The 20,890-nt window shown below is 71.9% G+C and carries 14 protein-coding genes; 5 read left to right on the forward strand and 9 right to left on the reverse strand.

Annotation, left to right across the window (positions count from 1 at the left end):
• Position 1: 1 nt before the first annotated feature.
• The gene (locus E4F25_RS05440) at positions 2 to 244 is read right to left on the reverse strand and encodes a YgaP family membrane protein (protein ID WP_246069771.1); all 243 of its coding nucleotides are present in this window, start codon (positions 242 to 244) and stop codon (positions 2 to 4) included.
• Positions 241 to 1,557: an NAD(P)/FAD-dependent oxidoreductase gene (locus E4F25_RS05445; protein ID WP_140909183.1), complete on the reverse strand. Its 1,317-nt coding sequence runs from the start codon at positions 1,555 to 1,557 to the stop codon at positions 241 to 243. Before E4F25_RS05445 ends, E4F25_RS05440 begins: the two co-directional genes overlap by 4 nt.
• A gap of 175 nt (positions 1,558 to 1,732) precedes the next feature.
• On the opposite strand from E4F25_RS05445, the gene E4F25_RS05450 reads away from it, so the two are divergent.
• Together E4F25_RS05450 and E4F25_RS05455 are read left to right on the forward strand one after the other, a co-directional pair.
• Entirely contained in the window at positions 1,733 to 2,020 is a 288-nt protein-coding gene (locus E4F25_RS05450) for an ArsR/SmtB family transcription factor (protein WP_140910340.1), read from the forward strand.
• Between the two features lie 249 nt (positions 2,021 to 2,269).
• Complete coding sequence (locus E4F25_RS05455; RefSeq protein ID WP_181168211.1) at positions 2,270 to 3,322, forward strand: AraC-like ligand-binding domain-containing protein; 1,053 nt, start codon at positions 2,270 to 2,272, stop codon at positions 3,320 to 3,322.
• A gap of 39 nt (positions 3,323 to 3,361) precedes the next feature.
• On the opposite strand, the gene tkt is transcribed toward E4F25_RS05455, so the two are convergent.
• Both tkt and E4F25_RS05465 read right to left on the reverse strand, forming a co-directional pair.
• Entirely contained in the window at positions 3,362 to 5,347 is a 1,986-nt protein-coding gene (tkt, locus tag E4F25_RS05460) for a transketolase (RefSeq protein ID WP_140909185.1), read from the reverse strand.
• A 40-nt stretch (positions 5,348 to 5,387) separates the two neighbouring features.
• Positions 5,388 to 6,707: a dicarboxylate/amino acid:cation symporter gene (locus E4F25_RS05465; RefSeq protein WP_246069773.1), complete on the reverse strand. Its 1,320-nt coding sequence runs from the start codon at positions 6,705 to 6,707 to the stop codon at positions 5,388 to 5,390.
• A 159-nt stretch (positions 6,708 to 6,866) separates the two neighbouring features.
• On the opposite strand from E4F25_RS05465, the gene E4F25_RS05470 reads away from it, so the two are divergent.
• From E4F25_RS05470 to E4F25_RS05480, 3 genes are read left to right on the forward strand one after another with little or no spacing between them, the layout of a single operon-like run.
• On the forward strand, positions 6,867 to 12,332 hold the full coding sequence (locus E4F25_RS05470; RefSeq protein WP_220433185.1) for a HAMP domain-containing protein: 5,466 nt from the start codon (positions 6,867 to 6,869) through the stop codon (positions 12,330 to 12,332).
• The gene (locus E4F25_RS05475; protein ID WP_140909187.1) at positions 12,317 to 14,437 is read left to right on the forward strand and encodes a hybrid sensor histidine kinase/response regulator; all 2,121 of its coding nucleotides are present in this window, start codon (positions 12,317 to 12,319) and stop codon (positions 14,435 to 14,437) included. The genes E4F25_RS05470 and E4F25_RS05475 overlap by 16 nt, the downstream gene beginning before the upstream one ends.
• Entirely contained in the window at positions 14,434 to 15,099 is a 666-nt protein-coding gene (locus tag E4F25_RS05480; RefSeq protein ID WP_181168212.1) for a sensor histidine kinase, read from the forward strand. The genes E4F25_RS05475 and E4F25_RS05480 overlap by 4 nt, the downstream gene beginning before the upstream one ends.
• Here the strand turns inward: E4F25_RS05480 and E4F25_RS05485 are convergent.
• From E4F25_RS05485 to E4F25_RS05505, 5 genes are read right to left on the reverse strand one after another with little or no spacing between them, the layout of a single operon-like run.
• Positions 15,096 to 16,778: a BatD family protein gene (locus tag E4F25_RS05485; RefSeq protein WP_140909188.1), complete on the reverse strand. Its 1,683-nt coding sequence runs from the start codon at positions 16,776 to 16,778 to the stop codon at positions 15,096 to 15,098. The genes E4F25_RS05480 and E4F25_RS05485 overlap by 4 nt on opposite strands.
• Positions 16,775 to 18,502 carry a VWA domain-containing protein gene (locus E4F25_RS05490; protein WP_140909189.1) on the reverse strand — a complete coding sequence of 576 codons (1,728 nt, stop codon included), beginning with the start codon at positions 18,500 to 18,502 and terminating at the stop codon, positions 16,775 to 16,777. The genes E4F25_RS05485 and E4F25_RS05490 overlap by 4 nt, the downstream gene beginning before the upstream one ends.
• Complete coding sequence (locus tag E4F25_RS05495; RefSeq protein ID WP_140909190.1) at positions 18,499 to 19,515, reverse strand: vWA domain-containing protein; 1,017 nt, start codon at positions 19,513 to 19,515, stop codon at positions 18,499 to 18,501. Before E4F25_RS05495 ends, E4F25_RS05490 begins: the two co-directional genes overlap by 4 nt.
• On the reverse strand, positions 19,515 to 19,991 hold the full coding sequence (locus E4F25_RS05500) for a DUF4381 family protein (RefSeq protein WP_342776926.1): 477 nt from the start codon (positions 19,989 to 19,991) through the stop codon (positions 19,515 to 19,517). The genes E4F25_RS05495 and E4F25_RS05500 overlap by 1 nt, the downstream gene beginning before the upstream one ends.
• Positions 19,988 to 20,890 (reverse strand): DUF58 domain-containing protein, encoded by a 903-nt coding sequence (locus tag E4F25_RS05505; RefSeq protein ID WP_140909191.1) that lies wholly within the window; start codon positions 20,888 to 20,890, stop codon positions 19,988 to 19,990. Before E4F25_RS05505 ends, E4F25_RS05500 begins: the two co-directional genes overlap by 4 nt.

A 20,890-nucleotide genomic window follows, 5' to 3' on the forward strand; every position in this document is an offset into this window, starting at 1 on the left:
GTCAGCGGCAGCAGCTGGCGTCGCCGGCGCCGCGGCCGATGCCGAGCCGCTTCATCACCATGCCCGCCGGGCAGAACCCGGTGAACGCCGACTGGAACAGGTTGAGGCCGATGAACGCGGTCATCAGCCAGAACCAGGGCGATACGAACTGCGTGAGCGCGATGCTGAGCAGGATCATCACGCCGGCGAAGGCCATGATGGCGCGCTCGAGCGACATCGGGCGGCGAAGGGTCCGGGTATTCATTGGCTAGTGTCTCCACTGGGGGGTTGGTGGGCGTGATTGCCCTGTTTCAGCCGCTCGATGCCGAGCAGGCCGAGGATGTATTTCTCGTAGACCGGTTCCGACGTGCCGTGGCGCATCTTGTAGAGGAAGTACTTCTCGAACGCGGCCTTGGCCACGTGCACCCACTTCCCGATCCTGGTCCAGGTGACGTTGCGCGGCGGGATCTGGGGCAGCGCCACGAACGCCGCCCCGGTATCGCCCATGTCGGCCAGGCAGACCGCATTCCAGGTGCCCTCGAACACCGGCGGACTGCCCGACAGCTCGGCCTCGATGTTGCGCACGATGGTGGTCACCATCGACTCGATCATGAAGCCGGTCTTGGGCGCGCCCGTCGCTACCGGCGTGGCCTCCACCGGCGGGATCGCCACGCAGACCCCGGCCGCGAAGATATGCGGGTGCTTCGGGCTGCGCTGGTGCCGGTCGACGATGACGAAGCCGCGCGGGTTGCACAGGCCCTCGACCGCGGCCACCGCGTCCACGCCCTTGAAGGCAGGCAGCAGCATCGCGTAGCTGAAGGGCAGCACCTGCTCCCGCAACGGCTGGCCCTGCGCATCGTGCTCCACGACCACGACCTCGCCCGGACGCACCGCCGGGACCTTCGCGTTCACGATCCAGCGGATGTGGCGCTGGCGCAGCTCAGATTCCATCAGCCCCTTCGAGTCGCCGACGCCGCCCAGGCCCATGTGGCCGATGTAGGGCTCGCTGCTGACGTAGGTCATCGGCACGCGGTCGCGCAGCCTGCGCTTGCGCAGGTCGGCGTCGAGGATCATCGCGAACTCGTAGGCCGGGCCGAAACAGCTCGCTCCCTGGACCGCGCCGACCACGACCGGGCCGGGATGCTCGAGGAACCGCTGGTACTGCTCCCACGCGTGGCGCGCGTGGTCCAGCGTGCACACCGATTGCGTGAGCCCGTGCTCGGGGCCGCTGCCCGGGACCTCGTCGAAGGCCAGTTTCGGCCCGGTGCACACCACCAGGTAGTCGTAGTCCAGCACCGCGCCGTCGCCGGCATGCACCTGCCGGGCTTCGGCGTCGATGCGGACGGCGCCCGAGCCGTTGAAGCCGATCCCCTTTCGCGCCAGCGATCCACCAGCGTCCAGGCTGGTCTGTTCGGGCGTGCGCCAGCCGACGGCCAGCCAGGGGTTGGAAGGCGTGAACGCGAAGCGCGGGCCCTGGCCGACGACGGTCACGGCGTGTCCCTGCCCCAGGGTCTCGCGAAGCTCGTAGGCGGCCGACATGCCGCCCAGTCCTGCGCCGATCACCACGATGTTGGCCATGGTCGTTCCTCCTTCCGCGCCAGTAGATTAGTATTTTCTAATATTAGAGTCAACTGATATGATGCGGGCACCCGCACCAGGGCATTGGACGGCCCGGCGTGGACATCCGTATTGACCGGTATCAGGAAAAGTCGTGACCACCAGGCGCCGCGCTGCAGCGATCGATCCCGAGGCCATGCGCCGCCACGCCGGCGACGCGGCGCAGTTGCTCAAGGCGCTCGGGAACGAAAAGCGGCTGCAGCTGCTTTGCCTGCTGGTGGACGGCGAACGCAGCGTGGGAGAATTGAATTCACGCCTGGACCTGAGCCAGTCGGCCCTGTCCCAGCACCTGGCACGGCTGCGCAACGACGGCCTGGTCACCACGCGGCGCGAGGCGCAGGTGGTGTACTACTCGCTGGCGCCCGGTCCGGCGCAGGACGTGCTGGAGACGCTGCACGGGATCTATTGCGTCGCCGGGCCATGAGCGAAGGCGCGCGGGGCGCCGGGATTCCTCCCCGGCGCCCGCGCGCGCATGCCGTCCGCGCAGCGGGTGTGTCGCCGCGCCACCTCCCCTGATGGCGGCGCGGGCTGCGGTCCGTCGTTCGCGGGCACGGACAACCACTCCACTATCGGCGCTGCCGGGTGGCCTGTCTGCGCCCCGGCGTCCGTGTTCCTTGACTACACGTCCCGCCCGTGGGTTGATGGCCGGGGCAGAGCACCGCAAGGGGATGCGATGTCGCTCGAAACCGTTCCCTCGACCAGTTTCCTGACCGAGGCCTTCCAGGCCAACGACCAGTTCGATGCCTGGCGGGAAGTGATCTCGGTCGTGTTCAACGTGGCGCCGCTGGAGCCCGAGGCCGCCGGGCACGGTTTCTTCGCCCTCGCCAGGGCCTTCCACCTCGGCGACCTGGTGCTGGTCAACACCCGTTTCGACGCCCAGCGCTTCCTGCGCACGCCGCGCGACATCCGCACCGACTGGCTCGACCACTACCTGGTGCAGTTCTACCGCGAAGGCGGCTACGTCGGCCTCGCCGGCGGCGAGCAGCTCGAGATCGCCCCGGGCAGCGTTTCGGTGCTGGACCTCGCGCAGCCGGTGGACACGCGCGCCAGCGCGGCCGAGTGCCTGTCGCTGGTGGTGCCGCGCGACCTGATGGAATCCGTGGTCCCGCACGGCGAAGGCCTGCATGGCCGGATCCTGGACAACGCCGCGGGCGGCCTGCTCGGCGACCATCTCGCCAGCCTCGAGCGGCGGCTGCCCGGCCTGGAGGCGTCGCAGACGCCGGACATCGTGCGCGCCACCTGCCACCTGGTGGGCGCGTGCCTGCGCCCGACCGCCGACGGGATCGCCCGATCGCGCGAACAGATCGATGCGCTGCTGGTCGCGCGCATCCGCCGCGAGGTCGACCAGGGCATCCGCGCCGACGGCGGCACCGGCCTCACCCCGGAGGCGATCGGCCGCTCGGTCGGCCTGTCCCGCTCGCGCCTGTACGCACTGATGAAACCGCACGGCGGCGTGCGCCGCTTCGTGCAGGGTCGCAGGTTGCTGCACGTGCACGCGGCGCTGGCGACACCGGGCGAACACAGTTCGGTGATGGCGCTGGCGGACCGCTTCGGCTTCAGCAGCCACGCCCACCTCAGCCGGGCCTTCCGGCAACATTTCGGCTACAGCCCGAGCGACGTGCGCGAGCACCCCGTTGCGGTGCTGCAGGCGCGCGCCGCGCTGGGCGTCGCGACCGGGGACGACGCCCCCGGGTTCGACGACTGGATCAGGACGTTGCGCGGCTGACGGAGCGCGACTTGCGCGGTCGCGGCGCGAGCGCCGCTCCTACAGGGAGCGGGCGGCTTCGACGACGTGCTCGACGGTGAAGCCGAAGTGCGGGAACAGGTCGCCGGCCGGCGCGCTGGCGCCGAAGCGGTCGAGCCCGACCACGGCCCCGTCCAGGCCGACGTACTTGCGCCAGAAGTCCGGCACGCCGGCCTCGATCGCCACGCGCCTGCGGCACGACGGCGGCAGCACCGAATCGCGGTACCCGGCGTCCTGGCGGTCGAACACGTCGGTCGAGGGCATGGACACCACGCGGACCTTGTCGCCGAGCTTCGCCGCGGCCTCCATCGCCAGCCCGACCTCGGAGCCGGTGGCGATCAGGATCAGCTCCGGCGCGCCGGCCGAATCCTTCAGCACGTAGCCGCCTCGCGCGATCGCCTGCACCTGGTCGCCCGTGCGCGGCTGGTGCGCGAGCGACTGGCGCGAGAACACCAGGCAGCTGGGGCCGTCGCGGCGCTCGATCGCGGCCTTCCAGCACACCGCCGACTCCACCGCGTCGCATGGCCGCCACACGTCGTTGTGCGGGATGTGGCGCAGCGCGGCCAGGTGCTCCACCGGCTGGTGGGTCGGGCCGTCCTCGCCGAGGCCGATCGAATCGTGCGTGTACACATGGATCGCGTGCGCCCCCATCAGCGCGCTCATGCGCACCGCGTTGCGCGCGTAGTCGCTGAACACCAGGAAGGTGGCGTCGTAGGGGACGAAGCAGCCGTGCACGGCGAGGCCGTTGGAGATCGCGGTCATCGCGAACTCGCGCACCCCGTAGTAGATGTAGTTGGCGTCGCGGTCGTCGCTGGTCACGCTCTTGCTGCCCTTCCACAGGGTCAGGTTGGAGTGGGCCAGGTCGGCGGAGCCCCCGACCAGCTCCGGCAGCAGCGGCGCGAAGGCCTCGATCGCCATCTGCGAGGCCTTGCGCGAGGCGACCTCCGGGCCCTCCTGCTGCAGCTTCGCGATGAACGCCCGGGCGTCTGCGTCGAAGCCTTCGGGGAGTTCGCCGCGCGAACGACGCACCAGCTCGGCGGCCGCGTCGGGATGCCGCTTCGCGTAGGCGTCGAACAGCTCGTTCCACTGGTGCTCGCGCACGGTGCCGGCGTTGTTCGCGCGCCACGCGGCGCGGATCTCCTCCGGAATCTCGAACGGGCCATGCTTCCAGCCCAGCGCCTCGCGCGTGGCCGCGACCTCGTCCTTGCCCAGCGGCGCCCCGTGCGACGACTCCTTGCCGGCCTTGTTGGGGGAGCCGTAGCCGATGGTGGTGCGGCAGCACAGCAGCGTCGGCTTGTCCTGCGAGCGCAACGCCTCCTCGATCGCGGCCTTGACGCTCTCCGGATCGTGGCCGTCGACGTCGCGGACCACGTTCCAGCCGTAGGCCTCGAAGCGCGCCGGGGTGTCATCGGTGAACCAGCCGGCGACGTCGCCGTCGATCGAGATGTGGTTGTCGTCCCAGAACGCGACCAGCTTGTTCAGGCCCCAGGTGCCCGCCAGCGAGGCCGCTTCGTGGGAGATGCCCTCCATCATGCAGCCGTCGCCCATGAACACCCAGGTGCGGTGGTCCACGACCTCGAACTCGGGGCGGTTGAAGCGCTGCGCCAGCAGCTTCTCGGCCAGCGCCATGCCGACCGCGTTGGCGAAGCCCTGGCCGAGCGGGCCGGTGGTGGTCTCCACCCCGGCGGTGACGAAGTTCTCCGGGTGGCCCGGGGTCTTCGACCCGAGCTGCCTGAAGTTGCGCAACTCCTCGATCGGCAGGTCGTAGCCGGACAGGTGCAGCAGCGCGTACTGCAGCATCGAGCCGTGGCCGTTGGACAGCACGAAACGGTCGCGGTTGAACCACTTCGGGTTGTTCGGGTTGTGCTGCAGGTAGTCGTTCCACAGCACTTCGGCGATGTCCGCCATCCCCATCGGCATCCCCGGGTGCCCCGACTTCGCCGCCTCCACGGCATCGATGGCGAGGAAGCGGATGGCGTTGGCGAGGTCGCGGCGGGTGGGGGTCATGGCGGCTTCCGGGCAGCCCCGGTCGTGGGTTGCGATCCCCTCATTCTCCCACAGCGCGCGCGTCGGCAGGCTCGACCTCGCGCCCGGCCACCAGGGTCGCGATGCCGAGGTCGCCGCTGACGTTCACGGTCGTGCGGCACATGTCGAGGAAGCGGTCCACGCCGAGGATCAGGCCGATGCCCTCCGGCGGCACGCCGACCATGCCGCAGATCAACGCCACCACCGGCAGCGAGCCGGCGGGCACGCCGGCGGTGCCGATGCCGCCGAGGATGCACACGAACATCACCATCGCCTGCTGCGCCAGGCTGAGCTCGACGCCGAAGAACTGCGCCAGGAACAGCACCGTCACGCCCTCGAACAGCGCGGTGCCGTTCTGGTTGGCGGTGGCGCCGACCGTGAGCACGAAGCGGGAGACCTTGGCCGGCAGGCGCAGCTCGGTCTCGGCCACCTTCAGCGCGGTCGGCAGGGTGGCGTTCGAGGACGCGGTGGAGAACGCCATCACCATCGCTTCCTGGATGCCCTTGAAGAAGGCCAGCGGCGACTTGCCGGCGATGGTCTTCAGCAGCAGCGAGTACACCACGAACATGTGCAGCGACAGCGCCAGCAGCACCACCCCGACGTAGGCACCGAGCCGCGCCAGCAGGTCCCAGCCGAACAGCGCCGCCAGGTTGAACATGAAGCAGAACACCGCGTACGGCGCCAGCCGGATCACCAGCCCGATCAGCGTCATCGAGACCTCGAACAGGCCCTCGATGCCGCGCTTGAGGGAGTCCACCGCCGGGCCGCGGCTGAGCACGATGCCGACGCCGACCATGATCGCGAAGAACATCACCGCCAGGATGGCGTTGTTGGCCGCCGCCGTGATGATGTTGTCGGGCACGATCTCCAGCAGCATGTTGACGCCCTGGGCCTGGCCCGCGCTGTCGCGCACGATCGCGCTGGCGCGGTCGGAGCTGTCGGCCAGCATCTGCGCCGCGGCGGCGCGGTCCACGCCGGCGCCCGGCTCCAGCCAGTTCACCAGCAGCAGGCCGATCATCACCGCGATGCCGGAGATGAACACGGTGTAGCCGAGGGTGCGCCAGCCGACCCGGCCCAGCGCGCGCACGTCGCCCATCTCGGCGATGCCGACCACCAGCGCCGAGAACAGCAGCGGGATCACCAGCATGAAGATCAGCCGCAGGAACAGCTGTCCGGCCGGCTGCGTGACGTAGTTGGTCAGCCACTGGACCCATTCGGCGTCGGCGCCGGCAGTGCCGTAGGCGATGAGGCCGGCCACCAGGCCGGCGATGAAGCCGATCGCCATCTTCCAGTGCAACGGCATGCGGTCCCGCTTCGCGACGGGCGTCTCGTTTCGTGGCATCCACGGCCCTCCCTCAGGTCGCCCGCAGCTTACACCAGCGCGTTTCCGGGGCCCGGCGTGAAGGCTGCGTGCACGTGGCGGCGACACCGCATGGGCTACCTTTCGCTGTCCGGTCGTCCGCTCCGTCAGGTGGGCGGGCCGTGCATGACAGGGGGATCCGTGAACAGCGAGAGCACCACCAGCACCCGGCGCAAGCGCGCCGCAACGTCCCGTCAGCCAAAGCGCGCGGTCGCGCGGCGCGCGGACGCGGATCCGCTGCTGCAGCTCCTCGCCGCGATGCAGGACGTCGCCGCCGGCGACTTCTCGGTGCAACTGCCGCTGCACTGGGACGGCGTGGAGGGCAAGCTCGCAGGCTGCTTCAACGACATCGTCAGCGCCAACCGGCGGCTCGCCGCCGAACTCGCGCGGGTCGGCCATAAGGTCGGCCGCCAGGGCCAGGTCCGGCAGCGCATGCACCCCGCCAACCGCCAGGGCGCCTGGGCGGAGATGGAACACTCCGTCAACCAGCTGGTGGACGACCTGGTGCGCCCGGTCGAGACCATGACCGAGGCGATCGCCGGCGTCGCCAAGGGCGACCTCACCCGGACCGTGCCGCTGGAGGCCGACGGCCGCCCGCTGCAGGGCGAGTTCCTGCGCTCGGCCAACATCGTCAACCGCATGATCGAGCAGATGGGCGAGTTCTCGTCCGAGGTCACGCGCGTGGCGCTCGAGGTCGGCACCGCCGGCCTGCTCGGCGGCCAGGCCAAGGTCAAGGGCGTCTCCGGCGTGTGGAAGGACCTGACCGACTCGGTCAACCAGATGGCCAACAACCTCACCGCGCAGGTGCGCAACATCTCCGAAGTGACCATCGCGGTGGCCAACGGCGACCTCTCGCGCAAGATCACCGTGGACGTGCGCGGCGAGATCCTGCAGCTCAAGGAGGCCATCAACACGATGGTGGACCAGCTGCGCGGCTTCGCCTCCGAGGTGACCCGCGTGGCGCGCGAGGTCGGCACCGAGGGCAAGCTCGGCGGCCAGGCGATCGTGCCCGGCGTGGCCGGCACCTGGAAGGACCTCACCGACTCGGTGAACTCGCTGGCGTCCAACCTGACCTCGCAGGTGCGCAACATCGCCGAGGTCACGACCGCGGTGGCCAAGGGCGACCTGTCGCGCAAGATCACGGTGGATGTGCGCGGCGAGATCCTCGAGCTCAAGAACACCATCAACACGATGGTGGACCAGCTCAACGGCTTCGCGGCCGAGGTGACGCGCGTGGCGCGCGAAGTGGGTACCGAGGGCAAGCTCGGCGGCCAGGCCCAGGTGCCCGACGTCGCAGGCACCTGGAAGGACCTCACCGACCACGTCAACTCGATGGCGTCGAACCTGACGCTGCAGGTGCGCAACATCGCCGAGGTCACCACCGCGGTGGCCAAGGGCGACCTCTCGCGCAAGATCACCGTGGACGTGCGCGGCGAGATCCTGCAGCTCAAGGAAACCATCAACACGATGGTGGACCAGCTCAACGGCTTCGCCGCCGAGGTGACGCGCGTGGCCCGCGAGGTCGGCACCGAGGGCAAGCTCGGCGGCCAGGCCCAGGTGCCCGGCGTCGCCGGCACCTGGAAGGACCTCACCGACAACGTCAACTCGCTCGCCTCCAACCTCACCAACCAGGTGCGCAACATCGCCGAGGTGACCACGGCGGTGGCCAAGGGCGACCTCTCGCGCAAGGTCACGGTGGACGTGCGCGGCGAGGTGCTGGAGCTGAAGAACACCGTGAACACGATGGTGGACCAGCTCAACGGCTTCGCAGCCGAGGTGACGCGCGTGGCGCGCGAGGTCGGCACCGAGGGCAAGCTCGGCGGCCAGGCCCAGGTGCCGGGCGTCGCAGGCATCTGGAAGGACCTCACCGACAACGTCAACTCGATGGCGTCGAACCTGACGGCGCAGGTGCGCAACATCGCCGAGGTCACCACCGCGGTGGCGAACGGCGACCTGTCGCGCAAGATCGGCGTGGACGTGAAGGGCGAGATCCTCGAACTCAAGGACACCATCAACACGATGGTGGACCAGCTCAACAGCTTCGCCGCCGAGGTGACGCGCGTGGCGCGCGAGGTCGGTACCGAGGGCAAGCTCGGCGGCCAGGCCCAGGTGCCCGGCGTCGCCGGCACCTGGAAGGACCTCACCGACAACGTCAACTCGATGGCCACCAACCTCACTACCCAGGTGCGCAACATCGCCGAGGTCGCGACCTCGGTGGCCAAGGGCGACCTGTCGCGCAAGATCGCGGTGGACGCGCAGGGCGAGATCGCCCAGCTCAAGGACACCCTCAACACGATGGTGGACCAGCTCAACAGCTTCGCCGCCGAGGTGACGCGCGTGGCGCGCGAGGTGGGCACCGAGGGCAAGCTCGGCGGCCAGGCGCAGGTGCCCGGCGTCGCCGGCATCTGGAAGGACCTCACCGACAACGTCAACTCGATGGCGACCAACCTGACCGCGCAGGTGCGCGGCATCGCCAAGGTGGTGACCGCGGTCGCGAACGGCGACCTGCACAAGAAGCTGACGGTCGAGGCCAAGGGCGAGATCGCGGAGCTGGCCGACACCATCAACGCCATGACCGGCACCCTCGCGATCTTCGCCGACCAGGTGACGACGGTGGCGCGCGAGGTCGGCGTCGAGGGCCGGCTCGGCGGCCAGGCCAAGGTGCCCGGCACCGCCGGCATCTGGAAGGACCTCACCGCGAACGTGAACCAGCTCGCGGCCAACCTCACCACCCAGGTGCGCGCGATCGCCGAGGTCGCGACCGCGGTGACCCAGGGCGACCTCACGCGCTCGATCACGGTGGACGTGCGCGGCGAGCTCGCCGACCTCAAGGACAACATGAACTCGATGATCGGCACCCTGCGTGCCACCACCGAGTCCAACCGCGAGCAGGACTGGCTGAAGACCAACCTCGCCCGCTTCTCCGACATGATGCAGGGCCAGCGCGACCTGCTCACCCTCGGCCGCATGCTGCTGTCCGAGCTGGCGCCGCTGATGGACGCGCAGCAGGGCCTGATGTACGTGGTCGAGGAGGACGAAGGCGGCCGCCGGCTGCGCCAGCTCGCCGGCTACGCCGACGCCGACCGTTCGCCGGCCGCGCGCAGCCTGCGCTTCGGCGAGGGCCTGGTCGGCCAGTGCGCGGCACAGGGCCAGCTGATCCTGCTCGACCACGTGCCGCCCGACACCGTGCAGATCGAGTCCGGCCTGCTCAACGCGGTGCCGCGCAGCGTTATCGTGCTGCCGGTGCTGTTCGAGGACCAGGTCAAGGCGGTGCTGGAGCTGGCCTCGCTGTCCGAGTTCACCACCACCCAGCGCACCTTCCTGGAGCAGCTCTCCAACTCGATCGGCATCGTGCTCAACACGATCGAGGCGACCATGCGCACCGAGCACCTGCTGTCGCAGTCGCAGCAGCTGGCCGGCGAGCTGCAGGCGCAGCAGAAGGAGCTGCAGCAGACCAACGAGGACATCGCCCTCAAGGCGGCGCTGCTGGCCGAGCAGAAGGCCGAGGTGGAGCAGAAGAACCTGCAGATCGAGCACGCCCGCCGCGCGCTCGAGGAAAAGGCCGCCGAGCTCGCGCTGACATCGCGCTACAAGTCGGAGTTCCTGGCCAACATGTCGCACGAGTTGCGCACGCCGCTGAACTCGATCCTGATCCTCGGCCAGCAGCTCGCCGAGAACCCCGACACCAACCTGACCCCGCGCCAGGTCGAGTTCGCCAAGACCATCCACGCCGCCGGGACCGACCTGCTGCACCTGATCAGCGACATCCTCGACCTGTCCAAGATCGAGTCGGGCACGGTCACCGTGGACAGCGAGGACATCAGCTTCTCGCACCTGCGCGAGAACATGGAGCGCGGCTTCCGGCACGAGGCCGAGCGACGCCACCTCGACTTCTCGGTGGACTTCTCGCCCGAGCTGGGCAAGTCGCTCAATTCCGACCCCAAGCGCCTGCAGCAGATCCTCAAGAACCTGCTGTCGAACGCTTTCAAGTTCACCGAGCAGGGCAGCGTGCGGCTCAGCGCGCGCGTCGCCGAGGACGGCTGGTCGCCGGACAACGAGGTGCTGTCGAGCGCGCCGACGGTGGTCGCGTTCGAGGTCAGCGACACCGGCATCGGCATCTCGCCGGAGAAGCAGAGGATCGTGTTCGAGGCCTTCCAGCAGGCCGACGCCGGCACCTCGCGCAAGTACGGCGGTACCGGCCTGGGCCTGGCGATCAGCCGCGAGATCGCCGGCCTGCTCGGCGGCGAGCTGACCCTGGAGAGCACGCCCGGCGAGGGCAGCCGCTTCACCCTGTACCTGCCGCTGACCTACATGGGCGGGCTGGAGAACGACGCCCAGCGCGAGCGCCCGCCGCTGCCGGTGAGCCAGCAGGCCGAGCCGCGCAACGAACCGGTGTTCCAGGTCGAGGACGACCGCGACGCCATCACCGCGGGCGAGCCGTCCCTGCTGGTGGTCGAGGACGACCCGGGCTACGCGCAGATCCTGCGCGACCACGCCCGCTCCCTCGGCTTCAAGGTGCTGGTGGCCGGGCGTGGCGCCGACGCGATACGGCTGGTGCGCGAGTACAAGCCGAGCGCGATCACGCTCGACATCTTCCTGCCCGACATGCTCGGCTGGACCGTGCTCGCCCGGCTCAAGCAGGACCCGTCGACACGGCACATCCCGGTGCAGGTGGTGACGGTGGAGGAGGAGCGCCACCGCAGCATCGAGCGCGGCGCGTTCGCCTACCTGGCCAAGCCGGCGACCAGCGGGACCATCGCCGCCGCGCTGCAGCGGATCAAGGAATACACGCTGCCGCGGGTGAAGCGGCTGCTGGTGGTCGAGGACGACGCCGCCGAGCGCCTCGGCATCGAGGAACTGATCCGCCACGACGACGTCGCGATCGACACCGCCGCCAGCGGCGGTGAAGCGCTGCAGGCGCTGCGCGACGCGCAGTACGATTGCCTCGTGCTCGACCTCAAGCTCCCGGACATGAGCGGCTTCGAGTTGCTCGACCGCATCCAGGAGATGGAGGGCATCGAGGACCTCCCGATCGTGGTGTTCACCGGCAAGGACCTCAGCGCCGAGGAGCACCAGCGCCTGAAGAAGACCGCCAAGTCGGTGGTGATCAAGGGCGTGGAATCGCCCGAGCGCCTGCTCGACGAGACCGCGCTGTTCCTGCACCGCGTGGTCGCCGACCTGCCGCCGGCCAAGCGCCGCATGGTGCAGCACCTGCACGAATCCGACCACGCGCTGCGCGACAAGCGCGTGCTGGTGGTGGACGACGACGTGCGCAACATCTTCGCCCTGTCAAGCGTGCTCGAGCGGCACGGCATGGACGTGGTGACCGCCGGCACCGGCCAGGAGGCGATCGAGAAGGTGGCCGCCGACGGCGAGATCGACCTGGTGCTGATGGACATCATGATGCCGGGCATGGACGGCTACGACACCATCCGCGCGATCCGCGAGGCCCCCGACTCGCGCGCGCTGCCGATCGTCGCGCTCACCGCCAAGGCGATGAAGGGCGACCGCGAGAAGTGCCTCGAGGCCGGCGCCTCCGACTACCTCGCCAAGCCGGTGGTCACCGACCAGTTGCTGGGCGTGCTGCGGCAATGGCTGCACCGTTGAACCACGACGCTCCGCCACCCGAGGTGCGCGACCAGCCCGGCGGCGCGCCGGTCAACATCCTGCTGGTGGACGACCAGCCGGGGCGCCTGCTGACCTATCGCGCGATCCTGGAGCCGCTCGGGGAGCGCCTGGTCGAGGCGACCTCGGGCGAGGAAGCGCTGAAGCGGCTGATGGAGGAGGAGTTCGCGGTCATCCTGCTCGACGTCAACATGCCCGGCATGGACGGCTTCGAGACAGCGAACATGATCCACCAGCACCCGCGCTTCGAGAAGACGCCGATCATCTTCGTTACCGCGGTCAACGTCACCGACATGGACCGGCTGCGGGGCTACAAGCTGGGCGCGGTGGACTACGTGATGGTGCCGGTGATCCCGGAGATCCTGCGCAGCAAGGTGGTGGTGCTGGTGGAGCTGTTCCGCAAGCGCCGCGAGCTGCAGCAGGCCAACGCCGCGCTGGAGGCCGAGAAGGCGCGCGAGCTCGGCCGCCTCAACGAATCGCTGCGCGCGACCAACGCCGAGCTGGCGGCGCGCAACCGGGAGTTGCGCAACGAGGTCGGCGAACGCGCGCGCGCGGAGCGACGGCTACGCTTCCTCGCCGACACGATCCCCTCGATCGTCTGGACCTGTTCGCCGGACGGCACCCTCACCTACGCCAACCAGCACTGGTACGAGTTCTACGGGCGCCCGTCCGACGGCGGCCCGATCGACCTCAACAAGCTGGTGCTGCACCCGGACGACAGCGGACCCGTTCGCGCATTGATCGAACGCTCGCTCGCCCGTGGCGAGAAGTTCGAGTTCGAGGCGCGCCACCGCAGCCGCGACGGCGACTACTGCTGGTACATCACCCGCGCGGTGCCCTGGCGCGACGAACTGGGCCGGCTGACCGCGTGGTTCGGCGTATCCACCAGCGTGCACGAGATGAAGCAGCTCATGCAGCAGCTGCAGGAAACCGACCGCCGCAAGGACGAGTTCCTCGCCACCCTGGCGCACGAGCTGCGCAACCCGCTGGCGCCGCTGCTGAACGCGGTGAACGTGCGTCGCATGTCCAGCCCGGGCGCGGCCGACGACCCGCTGCAGGGGCTGATGGAGCGCCAGCTCGCCATGCTGGTGCGCCTGATCGACGACCTGCTGGACGTGGCCCGCATCACCCGCGGCAAGCTCGTGCTGCGCCCGCAGCCGACCACGCTGCAGGACGTGCTGTCCTCCGCCGTCGAGACCGCGCGGCCGCAGCTGGAACAGGGCGGGCATCCCCTGACGCTGCGCGTGCCCGACGCACCGGTGCCGCTGCAGGCGGACCCGATGCGGCTGTCGCAGGTGTTCGCCAACCTGCTGAACAACGCCGCGAAGTACTCGGACCCGGGCAGCGGGATCGTGCTCGAGGCCAGCGTCGGCGACGAGATCGACGTCCGTGTCCGCGACCGCGGCATCGGCCTCGACGAGGCGCAGACGCGCGAGATCTTCGAGCTGTTCGTGCAGGCCGACAGCGCGCTCGAGCGCGCGCGCGGCGGGCTGGGCATCGGCCTGACCCTGGTACGGCAGCTGGTCGAAATGCACGGCGGCGTGGTGCAGGTGCACAGCGAAGGCCCCGGCAAGGGCGCCGAGTTCAGCGTACGGCTGCCGCTCAGCGGCGTGTCCGAGGCGCAGGCGCGGGCCGCGAACGACGATGCGGCTCCGCCCGCGCGCGCCGCCGGCGCGCCTGCCGGACCCGGCCCGGCACGGCACGGCCGGTCGACGCGCGCGCTGGTGCTGGACGACAACCGCGACGCCGCCGACACGCTGGCGATGATGCTCGACCTGCTCGGCATGGAAGTGCGGACGCTTTACGACCCGACCGAGTTCGACCAGGCGTTCGTGGCGTTCGCGCCCGACGTGGTGTTCCTGGACGTCGGCATGCCGGGGCGCAGCGGCTACGACGTCGCCGCCGCGCTGCGCGCGATGCCCGGCGGCGCCGACGTCCTGCTGGTGGCGGTCACCGGCTGGGGCCAGCCCGAGGACCGGCGCCGGACCCGCGAGGCAGGCTTCGACCAGCACCTGGTGAAGCCCCCCGACCTGCCCGCGATCCAGGAGATCTGCGGCGAGCTGGCCAATCGCCGGGGCGTGGCGTGAACCTGCCCCACCCCGACCACGCCTGGCTGGACCGCCTGGCGCACGACCTGCGCGGGCCGCTGGCCCCGCTGCAGACGGCGACCTACCTGCTCCGGCGCGACGACCTCGACGAGGCACGCCGCGCCGAGTTGCTGGCCACCCTCGACCGCCAGGTCCGACGCCTCGCAGCCATGCTCGACGAGCTGGGCGACTGGGTGCGCGCGGACCGCGGCCGGCTGCTCGGCAACCGCGAGCCGGTCGAACCGGCGATGCTGCTCGACCACGCCCTGGTCGGCGCCGGGCTCGCCGGCACGCCGGTGGACGACGACGGCCAGGTGGTCCTGGTGGATGCGGATGCGCAGCGGCTGACCCAGCTGCTGCGTACCCTGCTCGACTTCGCGCGCGCGCACGACGCGACGCCCGCCATCTCGCTGCGCAGCGGGTCCGGGCGCATCACGATCCGCGTCGCCGTGCCCGGGATCCCGGTGGATGCGCCCGAGGCACTGGTGCGCGAGCCCCAGGCGCACCCCTACGACGAGGGACTGGGCCTGCGGCTGCTGCTGGCGCGGGAGATCGCGCGCGCCCACGGCGGCGAGCTGCTCGCCGGCGCGGACGGGGGCGCCCTGGTGTTCCGTTGCGAACTCCCGCTGGCGACCGGCGCGGACGCCAGGGCCAACGCCTAGGGATACAGCGGCGGCAGCGGGTCGTCCTGCGGGGCCGCCTGCCTAGGGGCCCAGCGCGGACCACGCCGGAACGCCTCGCGCAGCGCACGCCGCGCGACGCTGCCGTCGCCGCCGGCCCAGCGCGCGCGCTGCAACAGTGCCACGGCCTCCCGCTGGCGCGGATCGGCGAGCCGCTCCGCAACTTCGTCGAGGCCTTGCGCAGGCGGCCGCGCGGTCGCGCACAAGGCATCGGCGACGTCGCCGAGATCGCCGGTGTCGAGCGCGCGCTGGAGCGACGCGCGCGCGTGCACGGAGTCCTGCGACCCGGGCAGCGCCGGCCCGGCGCCCGCCGACGGCCTGCGCGGCTGGCGATGCAAACCCCAGGCGAGCGTCAGCAACCAGGCCAGCGCGAACAGCACCGTGGCGAATGCCCACGGCCTGACCTCGCCCTGCACGCCGGGCACCCGGATCCAGCCTTCGCCCGCGTCGGGCGGCGCGCCCGCACGGGACTCCCCCGGTCCGGGAACGGCGCCCGTCCCGCGTCCGCCGGTCACCGCCGGCGCCACTTCGACCTGCAGCGGCGGGAGGCTGGCGGTGCGCGCGGCACCGGCACGCACGTCCCACCACGCGATCCTGGGCGACGGCACCTGGAGCGGGCCCGCGGCCGACGGCACGACCGAGAAACGCCGCAGCACCCGCGTGCGCGGACGCCCGTCCACGAAGCCGTCGTCCGACTGCGGCGGATCGGCGAACACCTGCGCGCCGTCCATCGCCGGAAGTTCGATCTCCGGCAGCTGGGCCGCGCCGGCACCGTCCGCCGTCGCCTCGATCGTCACCGTGAACGCTTCCCCGGCGCGCGCCTGCTGCGGGGCGCCGCGCCAGCGCAGCGACAGGCTGCGCAGCGGCAGCCAGGGCTGCGGCGCGCCGGCCGGCGGCGTGCGCACGTCGAGCACGCGCGACGGACCGCTGGCACGCAGCGCGCGCCGGCCGTCGCCGAACAGGTCGTCGAAGAAGCCCGCGACCCCGCTACCCTCGAAGCGCGCGGGCGGCATCGCCAGCGTGCCGCTGCGTTCGGGCACCAGCAGGAAGTGGCGCTCGACCACGTTGTAGTCGCGCCCGTCGATGCTGCGCTGGTAACGCAGGTCCTGGCCGACGCGCTGCAGGCTGGCCCCTTCCGGCGGCGGCTGGTCCAGGGTGCCTGAGACCAGCGGGGTCGCGTAGTACAGGCGCACGGTGTAGCCGACCGCCTGCTGCACGTAGGGCGACTGCGCATCGGCCTCGGCCTCGATGAACACGTCGTCGCCGGCGCGGGCCGGCGTCGCCGCCGCGCCGGTCACGGTCAGCGTCAGCGGCGGCGTGCGCGTGCCGCCCACCTCGAGCGCCGGGATGCCGATCACGCCCTCGCGCCGCGGCCGCAACGCGACCGCGAACAGGCTGCGCGCCACGCTGCGCCCGTTGACCTGCTCGTAGCTGCGCCGGCTGGTATTCGCGCTCAGGTCGAAGTCGCGCCGCAACGGCGCGTAGTCCGGCGGCCGCGCGGTCGCGCCCTCGACTTCGATGTTGAGGGTCGCGGTCTCGCCGAGCGCGATGCGGTCGCGGTCGAGCCACGCGCGCACCTGCTGCGCCTGCGCCGGCAGCGCCGCCAGCACCAGCAGCCAGCCCAGCAACCCGAACCGGAAGCCTGCATGCATGCCCTTCATCGTCCCTCCCGCTCGCGTTGCAGGCGTTCCAGCCGGAAGCGCTCGCGCAACAGGCCACCCGGGTCGTCCGGCACGCGCCGCAGCCAGGCTTCGTTCGCCAGGCGCCGCTCGCGCTCGGCGGTGGTCTCGCCGGCCTCCGGCGCCCGCGCCTCCGACCCGGCGCCCTCGGCGGCACCTTCCTGCAGCGCCCGCTGCATGCGCTCGCGCTGGGCGGCGTCGGCCTCGCGCTGGGCCCCGGCGTCCTGGGGTCGTGCGCCTGCTTCCGCCGCTTCCTCGTTCTGCTTACCGGCGGACGACCGGCCCTCGCCTTGCGCCGCCTCGTCGCCCGCGTCCGTCTCTCCGCCCTGGTCGCCGCTTCCCTTGTCCTGGCCCTCGCCCTCGCCCTCGCCCGACTGGCTCGGCGAGGACTGCCCGCCGGAAGGTCGCTGCCGCTGCATCGCCGCAAGCACGGCCTGCCGGTTGGCGATGGCATCCTCCATGCCGGGCCGGCGCCGCAACGCCTCGTCGTAGGCGGCGATCGCATCGCGGTAGCGTCCCTGCTTCGCGAGCGCATTGCCGAGGTTGTAGGCGGCATCGGCGTCCGGCAATCCGCGCCAGGCCTCGGCGGCCGCCGCGAAGTCGCCGGCCCGGTAGGCCTCGCTGCCGCGCTCCATGCGCGCGTGCCGCTGCTGGTCCTCGCGCAACCACCAGCCACCGTCGGCCGCATGTGCAGGCTGCCACGGCAACAGCAGCGCACACGCCAGCAGGGCCGCCAACGTGCTGCCGCGGCGGAATCCCAGCGGCGCCAACAGCAGCAGCGGCAACAGCAGCCAGTAGCCCTGGTCCTGCCAGGCAAGCATGCCGGATTCGCCGCCGGCCCCGGGATCGACGTCGCGTGGCACGAGCACGCCGAGTTCGGCAAGGTCCGATGCATCCGCGGCCAGCGGCGCGTAGCCGCCGTTGCCGGCACGCGCCAGCGCCTGCAACGAACCCGCGTCCAGCCGCGCCTGCAGGATGTCGCCGCGCGGGTGCCGCCACGACGCGCCCCGGGCGGTGCCGAGGCCCAGCGCCGATACCCGGTACCCGGCCGCCGCAGCGCCGGTGGCGGCGGCGATCGCGTCGCCGCCGGCGTGGTCGGTCAGCAACAGGATGTCGCCGTGGGAGAAGCCTGCCTGGCGCAGCAGTGCCATCGCCTGCCCGATGGCGGGCGCCGCATCGCTGGGCGCGGTCGCCTCCAGCGCCTCCGGCATGATGTCGGGCGACAGCGCATCCAGGAACAGCGCGACGTTGGCGGCGTCGTCGGTCAGCGGCGCCACCACGTAGGCGTCCTGGTGGAACACCAGCAGGCCGACCTCGCCGTCGCGGCGCTGTTCCAGCAACGCGTCCAGCTTGGCGCGCGCGCGCGCCAGCCGCGACGGCGGCAGGTCGCCGGCCAGCATCGCGCCGGACAGGTCCAGCGCCAGTACCAGCGGCGCGCGCGATTGCCAGAGCGGCTGCTGCACGCGCGACCACGAGGGGCCGGCCAACGCGGCGATCGCCAGCGCGAGCAACGGCGACACCAGCCAGGCGCGGCCGCCGCCGCGCAGGCCGCGCACCGGCGCGAGCAGGTGCGGCAGCAGGTGGGCATCGACCTCCCTCGGCCACGGGCCGGTGCGCGCCGCGTCGCGGCGCAGCCACCACGCCAGCGGCGGCAGCGCCAGCAGCAGCCACAGCCATTCCGGGCGCAGGAAGTGCAGCGCGCTCATGCCGCCCCCCGCTTGCGCACGAGCAGCGACAGCAACGCGCAGGCGAGCGCGGCCCCCAGCGGCCACGGATAACGCTCCAGCCGCGGGCGCACCGGGCGCGCGTCGCGGCGCACCGGCTCGATCCGGTCGATCTCGGCGTAGATCCCGGCCAGGTCCTCGGTGTCACGGGCCCGGAACGCCTTGCCGCCGGTCATCCCGGCGATCCGTGCCAGGGTCGCCTCGTCGATCTCGTCGCCGCCGCCCGGCAGCGGCACCGGCAGGCCGAACACCGAGAGGCCACCGCCGTTGCCGCCGAAGGCGATGGCGTGGATGCGCACGCGCGCGTCGCGCGCCAGTTCGGCGGCCTTGAGCGGGTCGAGCACGCCGGCGGTGTTGACGCCGTCGGTAAGCAGCACCAGCACGCGCTGGCCGGCGTCCTGCGCCGACAGGCGCTTGACCGCCAGGCCGATGGCGTCGCCGATCGCGGTCTCGCGCCCGGCGATGCCGACCACGCTGGCATCCAGTTGCGCGCGCACCGAGTCGAGGTCGCGGGTCATCGGCGCCAGCGCGTAGGCGCGCTGCCCGAACACCACGAGGCCGACGCGGTCGCCCTCGCGCCGGTCGAGGAAATCCGCGAGCACCGCCTTCGCCGCGGTCAGCCGGTCGACGACGCGGCCGCCCAGGGCCATGTCCTCCTCGGCCATGCTGCCCGACAGGTCGAGCGCGAGCATGAGGTCGCGGCCGGTCGCCTGCGGCGCCACCGGGGGACCCAGCTGCTGCGGCCGCGCGGCAGCCACGCACAGCAGCACCCAGCCGAGCAGCGCCAGCAACGGAAGCCCGGGATCGAAGCCGCGTCCGCCGCCGGTGGCGACGGCGCGTAGGCGCTCCGGCCACGGCACCCGCAAGGCCGGCGCATGCCCGCGCAGCGGCGGCAGGAGCCAGCGCACCAGCAGTGGCAACGGCAGCGCCAGCAGCAGCCACGGCCAGGCGAAGCCGTCGAATCCGGGGAGCGCGCGCGCGAGCCAGCCGTCCATCACGCCTTCCATTGGCCGGCCATCCAGTCCAGGAACCGCGCGCGCACGCGCGGCGCCAGGCGCGCGACGGCCGCCTCGTCGACGTCACGGCGGAAGCCACCCTCTAGCAACAGCCGCGCGTCCTCGTCGTCGAACATCGGTGCGCGACTGCCGCGATCGAGGAACGCGAGCCACTCGGCGCCCTCGAGGCTGGCGGCAGCCGGATCGCGCTGGCGCGCGGCGCGCCGCAACAGCAGCGACATCGCGGCGATGCGCGCGGCCGGCGTCGCCGCCTCCGCCAGGCTGGCGTCGAACAGGCGCTCCAGCGCCCGCCGGCGCTGCCGCCTGCGCCACGCGCGCCAGGCCAGCGCCAGCAACGCCAGCAGCAGCGCCCCGGCCACGAACCACCAGCTGGGCGCGGGCGGCCACCACGGCGGCGGAGGCAGCTCGTGGATGTCGCGAAGGACCAGCGTCGGATCGGAGGCCATGCCGGTCATGCCGCCCTTCCGATCGCGTCCAGCGCACCCAGCCAGCTGTCGCTGGGCGCATTGCAGGGCAGCAGGCGCGCGTCCACGCCGCGCGCGCGCAGGCGCGCCATGGCGGCTTCCGCGACCCCGGCGAAGCCGGCATGCCAGCGCTCGCGCTGCGCGTCGGCGGCGAGGTCGAGCTGCAGCCGCCGGCCGTCGCACTCGAACGGGAGCAGCCGGCGCGGTGGCGACATCTCCAGCGGATCCACCAGCAGCAGGACGTGGACGCGCGCGTGCATGGTCAGCGCTCCCCAGCGTTCCGGGGGCAGGGCCTCGACGCTGGCCGGGTCAGCCAGCACCAGCAGCCGCGCACCGGGGCGCAACAGACGCTGGGCGTGGTCGAGCGCGACCCCCAGCCCGGCGTCGTCCGCGGGCGGCCCGGCGTACCAGCGCACCAGCGCATCCAGCACCCGCAACACACCGCGCGACCCGCCCGCCGGCGGCACCGGCGGCTCGCGTTCGCTGCCACGCAGGGCGGCGACGCGGTCGCCGTCGCGCAACGCGGCCCAGGCCGCGACCGCGCCGGCACGCGCGGCCTGCACCGACTTGAAGCGCACGCGCGTGCCGAAGTACAGCGCCGGCGCGGTATCCGCGACCACCAGCGTCATCCGTTCGCGCTCGGCCTGGAACAGCTTGGTGTGCAGCCGGCCGCTGCGCGCGGTCAGGCGCCAGTCGATGTGGCGGGCGTCGTCGCCGGCGGCGTACTCGCGCGATTCGGCGTACTCCATGCCGCGCCCGCGCATCGGCGAGGGCGCTTGCCCGCTGCTGCCGGTGCGCCCGCGGCGCGCCGGTCGCCGCCCCTGCGCGGCCGCGCGCAGCGCGACCAGTTCCGCAAGCGTCGGGCGGATGCCGTCGCTCACCCCGCCCAC

Origin of the sequence: Cognatiluteimonas lumbrici (assembly GCF_006476065.1) — a bacterium.
Classification (GTDB): Bacteria; Pseudomonadota; Gammaproteobacteria; order Xanthomonadales; family Xanthomonadaceae; genus Cognatiluteimonas; species Cognatiluteimonas lumbrici.

Bases quoted from the DNA above. Each gene is read 5' to 3' on its own strand.
- E4F25_RS05440 (WP_246069771.1), bottom strand. From the start codon at position 244: ATGAATACCCGGACCCTTCGCCGCCCGATGTCGCTCGAGCGCGCCATC.
- E4F25_RS05445 (WP_140909183.1), bottom strand. From the start codon at position 1,557: ATGGCCAACATCGTGGTGATCGGCGCAGGACTGGGCGGCATGTCGGCC.
- E4F25_RS05450 (WP_140910340.1), top strand. From the start codon at position 1,733: ATGCGCCGCCACGCCGGCGACGCGGCGCAGTTGCTCAAGGCGCTCGGG.
- E4F25_RS05455 (WP_181168211.1), top strand. From the start codon at position 2,270: ATGTCGCTCGAAACCGTTCCCTCGACCAGTTTCCTGACCGAGGCCTTC.
- tkt (WP_140909185.1), bottom strand. From the start codon at position 5,347: ATGACCCCCACCCGCCGCGACCTCGCCAACGCCATCCGCTTCCTCGCC.
- E4F25_RS05465 (WP_246069773.1), bottom strand. From the start codon at position 6,707: ATGCCACGAAACGAGACGCCCGTCGCGAAGCGGGACCGCATGCCGTTG.
- E4F25_RS05475 (WP_140909187.1), top strand. From the start codon at position 12,317: ATGGCTGCACCGTTGAACCACGACGCTCCGCCACCCGAGGTGCGCGAC.
- E4F25_RS05485 (WP_140909188.1), bottom strand. From the start codon at position 16,778: ATGAAGGGCATGCATGCAGGCTTCCGGTTCGGGTTGCTGGGCTGGCTG.
- E4F25_RS05490 (WP_140909189.1), bottom strand. From the start codon at position 18,502: ATGAGCGCGCTGCACTTCCTGCGCCCGGAATGGCTGTGGCTGCTGCTG.
- E4F25_RS05495 (WP_140909190.1), bottom strand. From the start codon at position 19,515: ATGGACGGCTGGCTCGCGCGCGCGCTCCCCGGATTCGACGGCTTCGCC.
- E4F25_RS05500 (WP_342776926.1), bottom strand. From the start codon at position 19,991: ATGACCGGCATGGCCTCCGATCCGACGCTGGTCCTTCGCGACATCCAC.